Source organism: Rhizobium freirei PRF 81 (genome assembly GCF_000359745.1).
GTDB lineage: Bacteria > Pseudomonadota > Alphaproteobacteria > Rhizobiales > Rhizobiaceae > Rhizobium > Rhizobium freirei.
Window position 1 is genome coordinate 1 of the sequence record NZ_AQHN01000085.1, and the last position, 16,016, is coordinate 16,016.

A 16,016-nucleotide genomic window follows, 5' to 3' on the forward strand; every position below is an offset into this window, starting at 1 on the left:
CGGCGGCGGCGCCGGCATGGTGCTGAAGCCTGACGTGCTTGCCCGCGCCATCGACCATGCCAGCGAAAACGACAGCCGCCCGCGGCTACTGATGAGCCCGCGCGGCAAGCCGCTGACGCAGAAGCGTGTACGCGAACTCGCTAATGGCAGCGGCATCATCATCGTCTGCGGCCGCTTCGAAGGCGTCGACCAGCGCGTCATCGACGGCCGCGACCTCGAGGAAGTCTCGATAGGCGATTATATTCTCTCGGGCGGCGAGCCGGCCGCGCTCATCCTGCTCGATGCCATCGTGCGCATCCTGCCCGGCGTCATGGGCAACGACCTCTCCGGGCTGCACGAAAGCTTCGAAGGCGGCCTGCTGGAACATCCGCATTATACTCGCCCGCAGATCTGGGAAGACCGCGAGATCCCGGCCATCCTCACCTCGGGCAACCACGCGGCGATCGCCAAATGGCAGAGGGAGCAGGCTGAACAGCTGACGCGCGAACGCCGGCCGGATCTGCTCGGCAAAAAGGCCGAAAAATAGTCGCCTCGACCAGCGCGGCGGGTACAAAAGAGCGAGGAGGCTCCGGAGGATGGCAAAGGATAACGCAACGGAAGCGGAACAGGCAGGCTCCGCATCTCAGCTGATCGACGACAAAATCCGGGAACTGGACGACTGGCGCGGCAAGACCTTGGCCAAAGTCCGTGCGTTCATCAAAGAGGCCGAGCCTGATGTGGTCGAGGAATGGAAATGGCGTGGGGTGCCGGTGTGGTCGCATGAGGGCATCATATGCACCGGCGAGACCTACAAGAGTGTCGTGAAGCTGACCTTTGCGAAGGGCGCTTCGCTGGAGGATCCCACTTCTCTCTTCAATTCCAGCCTCGAAGGCAATACGCGGCGCGCCATCGATATAAGTGAGAACGAGGATATCGATGAAGAGGCACTGAAGGCGCTCATTCGCGCTGCGGCTGCCCTGAATGCCTCCACGCGGAAAAAGCCAAAGAAGGCCTGAACGATGCCCAGACAATACGATGTATGGTAAAATGCCGTCCCAAGCCGCTTGCACGGCGATAAAGACCACTTAATTCCGCCGCAAGGGGTGACAAGGACGCGACAATAGGGTATGTGCGCGCCCGGCATGGGAAATTTCCCATCAACCACCAAAGAAAAGCAGACGTATCCGCCCTTGCCGTAACAGGCATATATCGCGCGGCGAGACCTTCGGGTCCGACCAAGGATAGATCGTTCGGGCGCTCTGGCTGTTGAAGCAACAACGAGGTTGATATTATGAACATCATTCAGCAGTTGGAAGCCGAACAGGCTGCCAAGATCGAAGCCAAACGCACGCTTCCCGAATTCTCCGCTGGCGACACCCTTCGCGTCAACGTGAAGGTCACGGAAGGCAACCGTACCCGCGTTCAGGCCTATGAAGGCGTTTGCATCGCTCGCTCCGGCGGCGGTCTGCAGGAAAACTTCACGGTCCGCAAGATTTCCTACGGCGAAGGCGTCGAGCGCGTATTCCCGGTTTACTCGCCGATGATCGAAAGCGTCGAAGTCGTTCGCCGCGGTAAGGTCCGTCGCGCCAAGCTCTACTACCTGCGCGACCTGCGCGGTAAGGCTGCCCGTATCGTCGAGAACACCGGCACCCGCGCCCGCAAGCTCAACGACGCCGAGCGTCAGGCTCTGGCCGAGGAGAAGGCACGCATCGAAGCCGAGAAGGTTGCAGCCGCTCAGGCTCTCGCAGCCGAAAAGGCAGCTGCAGAAGCCGCAGAAGCAAAGGCAGCTGCAGAAGCTGCTGCAGCCGCAGCGGCCGAGCCGGCAGCAGAATAATTTTCGATCCACACGGATCGCAAAGCTTGAAGGCGGCCCTCGGGTCGCCTTTTTGCTGACTGCCGCATGCACAGGGCGGGTATGCATCGGGCGAAGAGAATATTCCTCAATTCGCTGTCCACTTTAGAGTTGCTTTTCCATTTTTATGATCGCGGCCGTGGCAATAGCCTTGCCATCCCCTTCACAAATATGACACTTTTCCGCCGCTCCGGCGTCGGATGATTTCAGGTCAAATCGACCTGAAATCTGAATCCGCGTCAGAATCAAATAGGGAGAGCATGATGTCGTCCGAAAACCGCTGACACTTTTCGGCATCATGCTCTAATCGGGGAGATTTCCATGGCATTCCGTCGTTCGTTCCTTCTGGGCCTCAGCGCCCTTGTGCTTGCACCTTTTGCTGCCTTCGCGGCCGATCTTCCGAACCTCAACGGCAAGACCGTCGTCGTCGTCACTGAGAATGCCTATCCGCCGCTCCAGTTCATCGACCCGAAGACGAGCAAGGCGATCGGCTGGGAATATGACGCGATGAACGAGATCGCCAAGCGCCTGAATTTCAAGGTCGAGTACCAGAACACCAGCTGGGACGCGATGATCCAGGCAGTCTCGGAAGGCCAGTACAACATTGGCATGACCGGCATCACCATCAAGGATGAGCGCAAGCAGAAGGTCGATTTCTCCGATCCTTACATGCGCTCCGAGCAGTTCATGCTCGTGCGCGGCGACGAGAAGCGCTTCACCGACGCCAAGAGCTTCGCAGCCGTCAAGGATACCCTGATCGGCGCGCAGCCCGGCACGACCCCCTTCTACACCGCCGTCTATTCGGTACTCGACGGCAATGAACAGAACCCGCGCATCAAGACCTTCGAAACCTTTGGCGCCACCGTTCAGGCTCTGAAGACCGGCGACGTGGACACGGTGCTGACCGACGGCACCGCCGGCAAGGGCTATGTCGATGCCTCCAATGGCGGCCTGAAGCTGATCGGCGGTCCGCTCGGCTCCGAGGATTTCGGCTTCATCTTCCAGAAGAGCTCCGATCTCGTCGCCCCGGTCAATGCGGCGATTGCCAGCCTGAAGGCCGACGGCACCTTCGACGCGCTGAACAAGAAGTGGTTCCTCGACTACAAGATGGGCCAATGAACTCTGACGATCGACATACTGGAAGCCCGCTCTGATGGCACCTTTGGCAGGCCCGGGCGGGCACCGTGGCAAGGATGACTTTCCCTGGTGGCTGGTTGCCCTTGCAATTCTCGGCATCGTCGCCTCGCTCGCAATCGCGGCGAATGGCCTCTACGCCCAGATCTTCTCCCTTCTGCTCAACGGCATCGGCGTCACGATCTTCGTGACGCTGGTGGCCTTTACCCTTGCCATGCTGCTGGGCCTCGGGCTCGCGCTGCTCGGCCTGTCGGATTTCCTCGTGCTGCGGCAGGTTGGGCGTTTCTATATCGAGATCGTGCGCGGCATCCCGATGCTCGTGCTGCTCTCCTACGTCGCCTTCGTCGGCACGCCGGCCTTCGTGGCGGTCTATAACTTCCTCACCTCTCCGCTCGCCTCCATCGGCTGGACAGGCCCGCTCGTCACCCGCGACGTCCCGTTCGTCTGGCGCACCATCATTGCGCTGACGATCGGCTATTCGTCCTTCATCGCCGAGATCTTCCGTGCCGGTATCCAGGCGGTCGACCAGGGGCAGATCGAAGCGGCAAAGGCGCTCGGCCTCACCCGCTTCCAGCGCTTTCGCCTCGTCGTCTTCCCGCAGGCGATCCGCGTCATCCTGCCGCCGCTCTCCAACGACTTTATTGCCATGGTCAAGGATAGCTCGCTGGTATCAGTGCTTGGGGTTGCCGATATCAGCCAGCTCGCCAAGCTCTATTACTCGGCCAATTTCCGCTATTTCGAGACGCTGTCGATCCTCGCCTTCATCTACCTGCTGCTGACGATCGGCCTGTCTCTGTTGCTCCGGCAGCTCGAAGCCTGGATGCGCCGCCGCTCCGGCAGCGACCGCTCCGCCTTCCCCCGCATGGCAGCGGCTCAGCCGCCGGGCGCGCAGGTGTGAACGAGACAAGTGTGATCGGTGCGGCCAAATGCCGGCCGTACCGACGCACCCCATCGTCGCCATTGCCGAAGGTTTTGAAAATTGATATGAGCATGCCCATGAATAAGATCATGAGCAAAGACGGACAATACGTCACGGCTTTCGTGCTGCAGGACCACAAGCGCCTGCCGGCACGCTTCTTTGCGATGATTTCGGGCGCGCTCAACAGCCGACTTCGCTGATCACACCCGAGGCCGGCGGTCCTGATCCGTCAATCCCTTTTTCGACAATGCCAATATGGATCTGTAGCCATGAGCGCTCCACGCACACTTTACGACAAAATCTGGGATGACCATCTGGTCGACGCGCAAGACGACGGCACCTGTCTTCTCTATATCGACCGCCACCTCGTCCATGAGGTGACGTCGCCGCAGGCATTCGAAGGCCTGCGCATGACCGGTCGAAAGGTTCACGCTCCCCAGAAGACCCTGGCTGTCGTCGACCATAACGTTCCGACCTCGCCCGATCGCCACCTCGGCATCAAGAACGAGGAAAGCCGCATCCAGGTCGAGCAGCTCGCCAAGAACGCCGCCGAATTCGGCGTGGAGTACTATTCCGAGAACGACAAGCGCCAGGGCATCGTCCACATCATTGGACCTGAGCAGGGCTTCACTCTGCCCGGCATGACCATCGTCTGCGGTGATAGCCATACCTCGACGCACGGCGCCTTCGGCTCGCTCGCCCATGGTATCGGCACCTCCGAGGTCGAGCACGTGCTCGCCACGCAGACGCTGATCCAGAAGAAGGCCAAGAACATGCTGGTGCAGGTCGACGGCCAGCTGCCGCCCGGCGTCACCGCCAAGGACATCATTCTTGCCATCATCGGCGAGATCGGCACCGCCGGCGGCACCGGCTACGTCATCGAATATGCCGGCGAAGCCATTCGCTCGCTGTCGATGGAAGGCCGCATGACCATCTGCAACATGTCGATCGAAGGCGGCGCCCGCGCCGGCCTGATCGCTCCGGATGAGATCACCTTCGAATACATCAAGGGCAAGCCGCGCGCGCCGAAGGGTGAAGCGCTGGAGCAGGCAATCGCCTATTGGAAGACGCTGCAGTCGGACGAAGGCGCGCATTACGACCGCATAGTCAAGCTCGATGCCGCAAGCCTGCCGCCGATCGTTTCCTGGGGCTCCTCGCCGGAAGATGTCATCTCCGTTCAGGGCATCGTTCCGAACCCGGACGAAATCCAGGATGAGACCAAGCGTACCTCCAAGTGGCGTGCGCTTGACTATATGGGCCTGAAGCCGGGCACGCCGATAACCGAGATCAACATCGATCGCGTCTTCATCGGCTCCTGCACCAATGGCCGCATCGAAGACCTGCGCGCCGTCGCCAAGGTCGTCGAAGGCAAGACCGTGGCTTCCACGGTCGACGCCATGATCGTTCCGGGCTCCGGCCTGGTGAAGGAGCAGGCGGAAGCCGAAGGTCTCGACAAGATCTTCAAGGCTGCCGGCTTCGACTGGCGCGAGCCTGGCTGTTCCATGTGCCTCGCCATGAACGACGACCGCCTGAAGCCGGGCGAGCGTTGCGCTTCGACCTCGAACCGCAACTTCGAAGGCCGCCAGGGCTTCAAGGGCCGCACGCATCTGGTCTCGCCGGCCATGGCCGCCGCCGCCGCGATCGCCGGTCACTTCGTCGATATCCGCGAGTGGAACTGATCTGCCTAAAGGCATGAATGACAAAGGGCGGCCCGATGGCCGCCCTTTTTGTTTGTCGAGGGGAAACTCGCCGGCTGCTCTATCGCTTCGGTGTGACGGCTTGGTTCCCGCCGAGCATGGGATTTCCTGCTGCCGGAGCCTGCTGCGCCCTCTGGCTGAGCCAGACGCTGCCGAGCACGATGACGATACCGAACATCTGCATCGGGCTCAGCTGCTGGCCGAGCACGACCCAACCCAGAATCACGGCGGTCGTCGGGCTGAGGAAACCGAGCGGCGAGACCACCGAAGGCTCGAGCCGCGACAGGCCGCGAAACCAGAGAATATAGGTGAGTGCCGCGCCGATCAGTCCGAGATAGGTGAAGCCGAGAATGTTGGCTCCGGTCAGGTGCGGCAGCGGCGGCTCAAGCAGCAACGCGACCGGCAGCAGCAGCAAGCCGCCTGCCGTCAGCTGCCATGCCGTAAAGGTCAGCGGTGAGACAGCAGGGCGCCAGCGGCGGCTGAGCACGGTTCCGGCCGCCATCGAAAAGGCACCAGCAATGCCGGCGACGATGCCGATCGGATCGAGCGTCGCATTCGGCGTCAGAATCAGCAGCGCGACACCGCCGATGCCGGCAATGGCGGCGACGATAGAGAGGCTGCGGATCGGTGATCCCAAAAGCAATCGCGCCAGCACAATGACGATCAGCGGCTGGACGGCGCCGACAGTCGCCGCCACGCCTCCAGGCAGGCGGTAGGCGGAAATGAAGAGCAGCCACCAGAACACGGAGAAATTCAGCGCCCCGAGAACGAACGACTTCAGCCACCAGACGCCGTGCGGCAAACGCCGGACGATGGCAAGCAGAAGCAACCCCGCCGGCAAGGCGCGCAGCATGGCAACCGTAAGGGGATAGCCGGCCGGCAAAAGTTGCGTCGTCACCAGATAGGTGCTGCCCCAGATCGCCGGCGCGATGGCGGTCAGCAAAAGGTCGAAATTACGGTTCATGGCCTTGGCCTCGAAATTTATCTTGACCTCAAGATAATCCAAAATACCTTGACGTCAAGATAAATTCATGGCGTGGTCTCGGCATGGATCGCATCGACAAAATTCTCGCTCAGTGGCGCCGCGAACGGCCGGATCTCGACACGACGGCCATGGGCCTCTTCGGGCGCATGCGCAATCTCACGCTCCATCTCTCCCGCGAGATGGAAAAGACCTTCGCCCGCTTCGACCTGAATTCGGCAAACTTCGACATGCTGGCGACCCTGCGCCGCTCGGGCGAACCCTATACACTCTCCCCGAGCGACTTGATGGACACGATGATGGTGACATCGGGCACGATGACCAACCGCATCGATCAGCTGGAAAAGGCAGGCCTCGTCGCGCGCAGCCAGAATCCGAACGACGGTCGCAGTTTCCTGATATCCCTGACACCGAAGGGCTTCGAACTCATCGATGCGGCAGTGACGGCGCATGTCGAAACGCAGGCGCGGCTGGTTTCAACACTTTCGGACGAAGAACGCATGGCACTGGACGGCCTGCTGCGTAACTACTTAGCCGACTTCGAGCCTCGCAGCTAAACCGGCGCGCCGCTCGGCGCAGACATCGCGGATGCAGCCACGCAGCCAGCGATGTGCCGGATCCGCGTCCATCCGCGGATGCCAGAGCAGCGAGATCGTTACATCCGACGTCGGCACCGGCAGCGCGAAACTATGCATATCGGTCCGAAGGTTGCCCGTGTAGCGCTCCGGCACGCTGACGACCAGGTCGGAGGCGCGCGCCAAAGCCAGCGCCGCGGAAAAGCTGCCTACGATCGTGACGATTTGTCGTTCCAGTCCGAGCCCTTCCAGTGCCTCGTCGATCTGCCCCTTCTGTAAACCGCGCCGCGAGACGAGGATGTGCTGGCCGGCGGCATAACGCTTGGGCGTCATCTCGCCCACGCTCAGCGAATGCCCGCCTCGCACCACGCCGATGAAGCGATCATGAAACAGCGCCTGCGCACGCAGCTCCGGCCCGGTATCGTCACCCACGACGCCGGTCTCGAAATCGATCGTACCATCGCGCAACGGCGTGCTGTCCTTGTCCAGCTTCTGCGTGAAATAGAGCCGCACGCCGGGCGCCTGTTCCGCGATGCGAGCAATCAGTTCAGCTCCGAAATTCTCCACGAAGCCCTCGCGGGTGCGCAGCGTGAAAATCCGCACAAGCTGCTTCAGATCGAGGGTCTCGGCAGGCCGTAGCGCCGCCTCCGCGTCCTGAACAAGCTGGCCGACACGCTCGCGCAATTCCAGCGCCCGCGGCGTCGGCACAAGCCCGCGACCTGCCCTGACCAGCAACGGATCGCCCGTCGTCTCGCGCAGGCGGGCCAGCTGCCGGCTCATCGCCGATGGGCTCAGCCGCAGCCGCCGGGCAGCACGCGCAACACTACCTTCGGCAAGCAGGACATTCAGGGTGACGAGCAGGTTGAGATCAGGTGTGAGCATGACGCGACCATAGCACGGTTTTTCCGATATATAGCGCCAAATGCACGAATAAAGTGCAAATGCTGCGCATTCCGCCATATGATATTGATGGCTACTATTCTGCCGGGACTTTTTACGTCGCCAGAAATGGAGCTCATCTTGAAGCCAATCATCGAAAGCGCGGGCGAAGCGAGGCGTGCGCAGCCAAAACCCTCCATCCGCTGGGCGCTCGCCAGCCTCTCGCTTTCCATGCTGATGCCCTCGCTCGACACCAGCATCGCCAATGTCGGCCTGCCCACACTCGCTCAGGCATTCGGCGCTTCCTTCCAGCAGGTGCAGTGGATCGTGCTTGCCTATCTGCTCGCCATCACGACGCTGATCGTCAGCGTCGGAAGGCTGGGGGATATTTTCGGCCGACGGCGCCTGCTGCTGATCGGCATCACCCTCTTCACCATCGCCTCGCTGTTCTGCGGCATCGCCCCGACGCTCTGGCTCCTGCTCGCGGCCAGAGCGCTGCAGGGCCTCGGCGCCGCCATGATGATGGCGCTGACCGTCGCCATGGTCGGTGAAACCGTGCCGAAAGAACGGACGGGTAGCGCCATGGGCCTGCTTGGCACCATGTCCGCCATCGGAACCACGCTCGGCCCATCGCTCGGCGGCATCCTGATCGCCGGCTTCGGCTGGGAAACCATCTTCCTCGTCAATATTCCGCTCGGGATCGCGAACGTCCTGCTGGCTGCCCGCTTCCTGCCGGCGGATCGTCCGGACCGGAAAACCACCCAAAGGCGCCTGGACACGCTCGGCACCTTGCTGCTGGTCCTGACATTGGCCGCCTATGCACTCGCAATGACGATGGGGCACGGCAGCTTCGGTGCCGTGAACATCGGCCTGCTTCTAGCCGCAGCCTTCGGCGCTGCCCTCTTTGCATTCACCGAGACGAGAGTGAAGTCGCCGCTGCTACGCCTTTCGATGTTCCGCGATACCTCGCTGAGCACGGGTCTTGCCATGAGCGCCCTGGTTTCCACGGTCATCATGGCGACACTGGTGGTCGGGCCCTTCTATCTCTCAAGCGCCCTCGGCTTCGACGCCGCCCATGTCGGCGCCATCATGTCCGCCGGCCCGCTGGTGTCGGCCCTGACGGGCGTGCCCGCCGGCCGGATCGTCGATCGCTTCGGCGCCCACCGCATGACCGTTACAGGCCTCATCGGCATGATTGCCGGCCTCTCCTTGCTCGTAGCGTTGCAAGGCAGGTTCGGTGCCGCCGGCTATATCGGCCCGCTCGTCGTCGTCACGGCGAATTATGCGCTGTTTCAGGCCGCCAACAACACCACGATCATGAGCAACATCGCCTCCGAGCAACGCGGCGTCATTTCCGGAATGCTGAGCCTGTCGCGGAACCTCGGATTGGTCACCGGCGCCTCCGTCATGGGCGCGGTCTTCACATTCGCCTCCGGAGCTGCAGACATCACAGCGGCGCATGCCGAGGCGGTGGCGGCCGGAATGCAGATAACCTTCATCGTCGCCGCTCTTCTGATCGCTGCGACGCTTGGCATCGCACTGGCTGGACTTGCCTTTGCGCGGCGCGCCAATCTCCTCGAAGAAATATCATGAGAGGAAACGGAGACTGGGTGGCGAGTGCAGACCCGCCGCCCGGTTCGAGTTCGGCCGCGACCATCGAGTTCGGCAATGTCAGGGAGCGTGTGGCGACGATTTGCTCCACTGGGATGGAAGCGCGTGCTCCTTCTTCCAACCTGAATCGACGATCAGAGAAAAAGCCGGAAACATCGATTTCCGGCTTTCAAAATTCAGGCGTTCGGCCGGACGCGTTTCAGCGCGTCGTCGACACTGATGCTGCCGAGATAGCCGCCGGCCGACTGCGCCGGCTTCTCGTCCTCGATTGCATGGGCGAATTTGACGGCCGGATCTTCCTCCAGCTGTCGGCATAGCCGCGCGATATTGGGATAGTCGGCGCGATCCACGACATCGTGGTAGTCCGTCCAGCGGGCGATGCCGATGAAATAGGCGTCGGCCAGCGTCTTTTGATCCCCCAGCAGCCATGGCTTGTCGCCCAGCATCCTGTCGAGATCCGCATGCGCCTTGCGCACCTTGAAGCTCCCATATTCGCGCAGGGCCACCTTTGCCGCCTCGTCTCCGCCATGCTCATACACATACCAAAGCGGCGCGAACGAGCTGAAGAAGCTGGTGTTGAGAAAAGCGAGCATCCGGTTGAGCCGGTCGAACTCCGCGGTCCCCTGTGCAAACGCCAAGCCCGTATCCGTGCCGCCTGCGCCAAGGTGGTTGAGAATTGCGATGCTTTCCGTCAGCAGTGCGCCGCTGCCGGTAATCAAGGCGGGCGTCTCGCCGACCGGATTGATGAAGCGATAGCCGCCGCTCATGAAATCCTCCTTGACCATCTCGACGCGGGACAGCCTGTAGGGCTTTCCCAGCCATTCGAGCGCGACGATCGATCCGAAGGAGCATCCCGAGGGGACACCGTAAAACAGTATCGGTTCCATATTTTTCTCCTGATGTAACGAGGCGAAACCTCGATACCAGCAATATGGATTTGTGGACTTTGATCTGACAGACCGGTAAATCAGAACCAAAAGTCTCCCTGCATGGACATTGCGCGATGGCACTGAACCTCAACGATCTGCAGATCTTCGTCCAAGCGGTCGACAACGGCGGCTTCGCTGCGGCAGCACGGCGGCTGAGCATGCCGAAATCGACGATCAGCAAGCGCATAGCCGCGCTGGAGGCCGATCTCAACACCCGCCTGCTGCATCGCACCTCGCGCAGCTTCGTGCTGACCGATCCGGGGCGGGACTTCTATGAGCACGCGACGGCTGCTCTGGTTGAAGCTGAGGCGGCCGAAAGCGCAGTGCGGCGGCGTCACGCAGAGCCGAGCGGCATCGTTCGCATCACGGCCTCCGTGCCCGCGGCGCAATTCGTGCTCTCGGATCATCTTCCGTCGCTCGCCGCCGCCTATCCCAAGCTGACTTTGCAGCTCCACGCCACCGACCGCTTCGTGGACCTTGTCCAGGAAGGCTTCGACATCGCCGTGCGCAGTCATTTCTCGCCCCTGCCGGATTCCGAACTGGTTCAAAGGCAGGTTTCGGTTGACAATGTGATCCTGGTGGCAGCCCCCGCCTATCTCGAAAGGCATGGTTTGCCGGCCGATCCGCAGGCACTGCAGGATCATGACGGCCTAATCGTCTCGCAGGCGGCGAAGACGTGGCAGCTTCAGCGCCCCGAACGCGGCTCTCTCGCCATTTCTCCTCGCTCACGTTTCGTCGCCGACGAGACGCTTGTCTTGCTGCGGGCTGCGATCTCGGGCCTCGGTATCGCCTGCCTGCCGGAAGCGAGCTGCAAGGCGGCAATCGAGAGCGGCCAGATCGTTCGGGTTCTGCCGGGCTGGACGGCAGGCTGCGTCACGACCACGATCCTGACCACACACCGCCGCGGCCAGTTGCCGGGCGTGCGCGCCGTTGTCGAGTTTCTCGCAAGAGGTTTGCAGCTTAGCGACAGCGATGCGGATAGCCTAAAGCGCTAGGAGATGCCGCTGAAAAGAAGAAAGCTCGATGCGGCCGCACCGGGCTTTCCTTTGAAATCGCAGATCATCCGCGCAAGTTCGATGTCAGAACGTCGCGGTCATGGGATCCGGGCCGATCCGGCCGCTGGCCGAATCGAGCTTGGCAATTTCAGCCAGATCGTCGCTATCGAGCTTGAAGTCGAAAACTTTGAGATTGTCTTCGATACGGCTCGGCGTCACCGATTTCGGGATGACCACCAGGCCGTTGTCGATATGCCAACGGATAATGACCTGCGCCGGCGTGCGGCCGTGCTTGGCGGCGACCTTGCCGATCGTGGCATTCTCCAGAAGCTTGCCCTGGCCGAGCGGGCTCCAGGACTCCGTCTTGATGCCGAGCTTGTCGTGCACTTCGCGCAGAGCCTTCTGCTGGAAAGTCGGATGCAGCTCGATCTGGTTGATCACAGGCGTGACGCCGGTCTCGCCGATGATGCGGTCGAGATGTTCCTTGGCGAAGTTGGACACGCCGATCGAGAGGGCGCGGCCCTCTTCCTTCAGGCGCACGAAGGCTTTCCAGCTATCGAGGTAACGGTTCCGATGCGGCGACGGCCAATGGATGAGATAGAGGTCGATATAGTCGGTGCCGAGCCGCTTCAGGCTCTCGTCAAAAGCCTTGAGCGTGGAATCGAAGCCCTGCGCCTCGTTCCAGAGCTTGGTCGTCAGGAAGATATCCTTGCGGGCAACGCCGGACTGGCGCATACCCTCGCCGACGCCATCCTCGTTGGCGTAGATGGCTGCGGTATCGACATGGCGATAGCCGGCTTTCAAAGCCGTGCTGACGGCCATCGGCGCGACGTTTTCCGGCGTCTGCCAGACGCCGAGGCCGACCTGCGGAATGGAATTGCCGTCATTGAAAGTGATCGTCGTTTGCGTGGTCACGATAAGTCTCCAAGGATGGGATGTGGGTGGAGTAAAACGGTGATTTAAATTTTGAAAGAAACGATTTGGGCCAGGCCCGTGCGGGCGCGCCGATAGGAGAGCTATATAGTAGAGAATATTGGGATTTTAACCCCACACGGCGATTGAGACAACGCAACCGTCAAGCTTTTCGCAAGCAGAGCAAGCATCCGCTGCATCTGCGGGGCGGCGCTCTGCGTCATCCCAATACCAAGGCAAAAATGATCAAGAAATCGCGCCGCGACGGCGCGCGATTTTTACCCGGCGCAGCACTCGCGACGAATGCGGCAGCGACCCATGCAGCGCCGTCCTTGCCTTTTCCATTTCGCTCACATGTTTTTGCTTTGCGCGTGATTTCGTTTGAAATCATAGCAGTTTCAACCAAACGACCAAGCCTGGGCTGCGTCGCGACTTGCTAAAAATGCAATTTGGCGTAGGACTTAGGAGGGACTAGGAGCATTTCCAGGAAAAGTGCGAAGCGGTTTTCCGTCCGGAATGCGTATAGAAACAAAGCTAGAGCGCTTTCGCGATTCGAAGAAAAGCGGGGCGCTCTGAAACGAGGATCCGAACGGCATGACCGCACGCACCATTCTTCTGGTGGACGATGACAACGACCTGCGCGAGATGCTGGTCGAGCAATTATCGCTTTACGAGGAATTCAACGTCCTGCAGGAAGTGACGGCCGGAAAGGGCGTGCAGACCGCGCGCACCGTGCCTGTGGATCTCCTTATCATGGATGTCGGGCTGCCAGACATGGACGGTCGCGAAGCCGTGAAGCTGCTGCGCAAGAACGGCTTCAAGCCGCCGATCATCATGCTGACCGGCCACGACACCGATTCCGACACCATCCTCGGCCTCGAAGCCGGCGCGAACGATTATGTGACGAAGCCCTTCCGTTTCGCCGTTCTGCTCGCCCGCATCCGCGCGCAGCTGCGCCAGCATGAGCAAAGCGAGGACGCGACGTTTACTGTGGGACGCTATCTCTTCAAGCCGAGCCAGAAGCTTTTGACCACCGAGGACGGGCAGAAGATCCGCCTTACGGAAAAGGAAGCCGCCATCATCCGCTATCTCTATCGCGCCGACCAGAAGGTGGTGACCCGCGATATCCTGCTCGAAGAGGTCTGGGGCTACAATTCCGGCGTGACCACCCATACGCTCGAGACCCACGTCTACCGCCTGCGCCAGAAGATCGAGCGCGACCCATCCAATGCCGAGATTCTGGTGACGGAAAACGGCGGCTACAAGATCATCCCGTAGGCGACAGACATGGCGCTGAACGACGATATCCGACTGCTGTCGCAACTGCCGCTCTTCCACGGCATGGGCGATGAGCCACTGCGGCTGATCGCCTTCGGCGCCGATCGCCGGCACGTGAACGAAGGTCAGACGCTTTTCAGGGAAAAATCGCCAGCCGAATGCGCCTATGTCGTCACGCGCGGCAGTTTCGAGCTCAGCACGGCCGATGCGGCCGGGCAGAAGCAGGTGGAAGCGGTCGTCCAGGCCGGCACCATGCTTTCGGAACTCGCGATGGTGACGCTGGTGGAGCGGAAATACACGGCCGTCGCCGCCGAAGAGTCGGACGTGATCCGCATCACCCGCGCCCTCTTCCACCGGCTGATCGAGGAATACCCTGACGCCGGCCTGCTGATCCAGAACCGCATCCGTGAAAACTTTGCCGCCCTTGCGAAGCAGGCGGCGGCGCTTCTAGGCCGCTTTTCCTAGAGCAATACCAGGAAAAGTGCGTAGCGGTTTTCCGTCCGGAATTGCTAGAAAACAAGGAGATGGAGCGGTTCAGAGCTTCCGTGAAAAGCTGAACCGCTCTAAATCTGTCTTGGGCCTCTTCAGAGGTTGAAATGCGCCGTGACAGGCACATGGTCGGACGGACGATCCCAGCCGCGCGCCGCCTTGAGGATATCGATCCGCTGCAGGTGCGGGCCAAGATCGGATGACGACCAGATATGGTCGAGGCGGCGGCCGCGATCGGCAGCCTCCCAATCCTTGGCGCGGTAGCTCCACCAGGTATAGAGCTTCTCACTGGCAGGCACGTGCTGGCGCATCAGGTCGAGCCAGGCGCCGCGCTTCATCACCTCGATCAGCCCATCGGTCTCGACCGGCGTGTGGCTGACGATCTTCAGAAGCTGTTTGTGCGACCAGACATCATGCTCGAGCGGCGCGATGTTGAGATCGCCGACGAGGATGGCGGAGGTGTTCTGCTCGGCATTCGCATGCAGCTTTTTCATCTCCTCGATGAAATCGAGCTTGTGGCCGAATTTCGGGTTGATATCCCGATCCGGCTCGTCACCGCCGGCCGGAACGTAGAAATTATGCAGGCGAATGCGCCGGCCGCCGCGCTCGAAGATCGCCGAGATATGCCTGCTGTCGCCGACATTGCAGTAATCCTGCCGGTGATCTTCGGTCAGCGGAAAACGCGAGGCGATCGCGACGCCATGATAGCCCTTCTGGCCATGGATGATGATGTGCTCATAGCCAAGCGCCCTCAGCGGCGCATAGGGGAAGAGTTCGTTCGGAACCTTGGTTTCCTGCAGGCAGAGAACATCGGGCCGGGCCTGCATGACGAACTGCTCGACGATGGGCATGCGCAGCCGCACCGAATTGATGTTCCACGTCGCAATCGAAAATCCCATGCCCAAGCCCTTCCCACTGGCGCAATTACAGGAAAATTGCGCAGCGATTTCCGTCCGGAGTTGCGTCAAAACAGACAGCTAAGTCGATTCGGCGAAACGCTGAATCGCTCTAATCAGCGTTAGGCTTTAGACCGGCTGCAACGGAAAGAAAAGGCCATTCGGGTACGTTCCCGGCCGGCGCGCCGGAGATGCCGTTCAACGCTGATATCAGCGCGTATAATCGATACGGAAAACGCTGTCGTCGAAGGCTATGTTGGTCTTGACGTTGTTGATGATGACATCGGTCGTCTTGCCCTGCGGGTCGATGACGGTCCATTGGCGCAGATCGTAGGTCTTCGAATCGAAGATCATCGTAATCGTCGAATCGCCGAAGATAGTGCGATTGCCGAGCGTGATCTTGGTCAGGTCCGGTTTTGAATCGACATCGCGCACCATGTCGGCGGAAAGGTCGATCTTGTTGGCGAGCAGCAGGCTCAGCGGCGTCTTCGACAGCTGATACATGTTGCGCGTCTGCGTCTGGTCGTTGATGACCTGCACGTTGTTGCCGTCGCAGATCACACGCATGCGGGACGGCGGATCGTAGTTGAAGCGCATCTTGCCGGGACGCTGAATGAAAAAGGCGCCGCTCATCTGATCGCCGCGCGGCCCGATCTGCAGAAAGCCGCCCTTCATCGTCTTGATGGACGAGAAATGATCGGCGATCGCCTGGGCAATGTTCGGATTGAGGGTTGCTGGGGCTGCCTGCGCCTGTGCTTGGGCCTGCGCTAAGGCCGAAACCGGCAGAGCGCCTGCCGCACCGACCGCAACCGCCACGCCGAGAAAATGCCGGCGGCTCAGGGAAAGCCGGTGGGACGGCTGCGCATCAAATTTCGTCATCGAATTCTCC

General features: G+C 61.0%; 18 protein-coding genes. 11 read left to right on the forward strand and 7 right to left on the reverse strand.

Annotated elements, in window-relative coordinates; genetic code table 11:
• The 6 genes from trmD to leuC all read left to right on the forward strand — a co-directional run.
• Window positions 1-526, forward strand: a 526-nt coding sequence (trmD, locus tag RHSP_RS26165; RefSeq protein WP_037154691.1) for a tRNA (guanosine(37)-N1)-methyltransferase TrmD, incomplete at its 5' end; no start/stop codon positions are given.
• 49 nt (window positions 527-575) lie between these two features.
• Window positions 576-995 (forward strand): DUF1801 domain-containing protein, encoded by a 420-nt coding sequence (locus RHSP_RS26170; RefSeq protein ID WP_037154693.1) that lies wholly within the window; start codon window positions 576-578, stop codon window positions 993-995.
• A gap of 275 nt (window positions 996-1,270) precedes the next feature.
• On the forward strand, window positions 1,271-1,813 hold the full coding sequence (gene rplS / locus RHSP_RS26175; RefSeq protein WP_037154696.1) for a 50S ribosomal protein L19: 543 nt from the start codon (window positions 1,271-1,273) through the stop codon (window positions 1,811-1,813).
• 339 nt (window positions 1,814-2,152) lie between these two features.
• Window positions 2,153-2,950 (forward strand): transporter substrate-binding domain-containing protein, encoded by a 798-nt coding sequence (locus RHSP_RS26185; RefSeq protein WP_004125697.1) that lies wholly within the window; start codon window positions 2,153-2,155, stop codon window positions 2,948-2,950.
• A gap of 34 nt (window positions 2,951-2,984) precedes the next feature.
• Window positions 2,985-3,863, forward strand: a complete 879-nt coding sequence (locus tag RHSP_RS26190) for an amino acid ABC transporter permease (RefSeq protein ID WP_004125701.1) — start codon at window positions 2,985-2,987, stop codon at window positions 3,861-3,863.
• Between the two features lie 290 nt (window positions 3,864-4,153).
• Window positions 4,154-5,563, forward strand: coding sequence for a 3-isopropylmalate dehydratase large subunit (leuC, locus tag RHSP_RS26195; RefSeq protein WP_004125704.1), 1,410 nt, complete (start codon window positions 4,154-4,156; stop codon window positions 5,561-5,563).
• Between the two features lie 79 nt (window positions 5,564-5,642).
• Here the strand turns inward: leuC and RHSP_RS26200 are convergent, their stop codons facing one another.
• Complete coding sequence (locus tag RHSP_RS26200) at window positions 5,643-6,545, reverse strand: EamA family transporter (RefSeq protein WP_004125707.1); 903 nt, start codon at window positions 6,543-6,545, stop codon at window positions 5,643-5,645.
• An 83-nt stretch (window positions 6,546-6,628) separates the two neighbouring features.
• On the opposite strand from RHSP_RS26200, the gene RHSP_RS26205 reads away from it, so the two are divergent.
• Window positions 6,629-7,120 carry a MarR family winged helix-turn-helix transcriptional regulator gene (locus tag RHSP_RS26205; protein WP_004125710.1) on the forward strand — a complete coding sequence of 164 codons (492 nt, stop codon included), beginning with the start codon at window positions 6,629-6,631 and terminating at the stop codon, window positions 7,118-7,120.
• On the opposite strand, the gene RHSP_RS26210 is transcribed toward RHSP_RS26205, so the two are convergent.
• Window positions 7,094-8,020, reverse strand: a complete 927-nt coding sequence (locus RHSP_RS26210) for a LysR family transcriptional regulator (RefSeq protein WP_004125713.1) — start codon at window positions 8,018-8,020, stop codon at window positions 7,094-7,096. The two genes, RHSP_RS26205 and RHSP_RS26210, sit on opposite strands and share 27 nt — an antisense overlap.
• A gap of 138 nt (window positions 8,021-8,158) precedes the next feature.
• On the opposite strand from RHSP_RS26210, the gene RHSP_RS26215 reads away from it, so the two are divergent.
• The gene (locus RHSP_RS26215; RefSeq protein ID WP_037154730.1) at window positions 8,159-9,610 is read left to right on the forward strand and encodes an MFS transporter; all 1,452 of its coding nucleotides are present in this window, start codon (window positions 8,159-8,161) and stop codon (window positions 9,608-9,610) included.
• A gap of 194 nt (window positions 9,611-9,804) precedes the next feature.
• On the opposite strand, the gene RHSP_RS26220 is transcribed toward RHSP_RS26215, so the two are convergent.
• Window positions 9,805-10,515 carry a glutathione S-transferase family protein gene (locus tag RHSP_RS26220; protein WP_004125719.1) on the reverse strand — a complete coding sequence of 237 codons (711 nt, stop codon included), beginning with the start codon at window positions 10,513-10,515 and terminating at the stop codon, window positions 9,805-9,807.
• 116 nt (window positions 10,516-10,631) lie between these two features.
• On the opposite strand from RHSP_RS26220, the gene RHSP_RS26225 reads away from it, so the two are divergent.
• On the forward strand, window positions 10,632-11,552 hold the full coding sequence (locus tag RHSP_RS26225; protein ID WP_004125722.1) for a LysR family transcriptional regulator: 921 nt from the start codon (window positions 10,632-10,634) through the stop codon (window positions 11,550-11,552).
• 84 nt (window positions 11,553-11,636) lie between these two features.
• On the opposite strand, the gene RHSP_RS26230 is transcribed toward RHSP_RS26225, so the two are convergent.
• Both RHSP_RS26230 and RHSP_RS34880 read right to left on the reverse strand, forming a co-directional pair.
• Window positions 11,637-12,467, reverse strand: coding sequence for an aldo/keto reductase (locus tag RHSP_RS26230; RefSeq protein WP_004125726.1), 831 nt, complete (start codon window positions 12,465-12,467; stop codon window positions 11,637-11,639).
• 217 nt (window positions 12,468-12,684) lie between these two features.
• The gene (locus RHSP_RS34880) at window positions 12,685-12,855 is read right to left on the reverse strand and encodes a hypothetical protein (protein WP_157385441.1); all 171 of its coding nucleotides are present in this window, start codon (window positions 12,853-12,855) and stop codon (window positions 12,685-12,687) included.
• Window positions 12,856-13,058: 203 nt separating this feature from the next.
• Between RHSP_RS34880 and RHSP_RS26235 the strand changes: the two genes are divergently transcribed.
• Window positions 13,059-13,742 carry a response regulator transcription factor gene (locus RHSP_RS26235; protein ID WP_004125729.1) on the forward strand — a complete coding sequence of 228 codons (684 nt, stop codon included), beginning with the start codon at window positions 13,059-13,061 and terminating at the stop codon, window positions 13,740-13,742.
• A 9-nt stretch (window positions 13,743-13,751) separates the two neighbouring features.
• Window positions 13,752-14,207, forward strand: a complete 456-nt coding sequence (locus RHSP_RS26240; protein WP_004125732.1) for a cyclic nucleotide-binding domain-containing protein — start codon at window positions 13,752-13,754, stop codon at window positions 14,205-14,207.
• A gap of 119 nt (window positions 14,208-14,326) precedes the next feature.
• Here the strand turns inward: RHSP_RS26240 and RHSP_RS26245 are convergent, their stop codons facing one another.
• Together RHSP_RS26245 and RHSP_RS26250 are read right to left on the reverse strand one after the other, a co-directional pair.
• Complete coding sequence (locus RHSP_RS26245; RefSeq protein ID WP_004125734.1) at window positions 14,327-15,130, reverse strand: exodeoxyribonuclease III; 804 nt, start codon at window positions 15,128-15,130, stop codon at window positions 14,327-14,329.
• A gap of 207 nt (window positions 15,131-15,337) precedes the next feature.
• On the reverse strand, window positions 15,338-16,006 hold the full coding sequence (locus RHSP_RS26250; protein ID WP_004125736.1) for an outer-membrane lipoprotein carrier protein LolA: 669 nt from the start codon (window positions 16,004-16,006) through the stop codon (window positions 15,338-15,340).
• Window positions 16,007-16,016 lie beyond the last annotated feature (10 nt).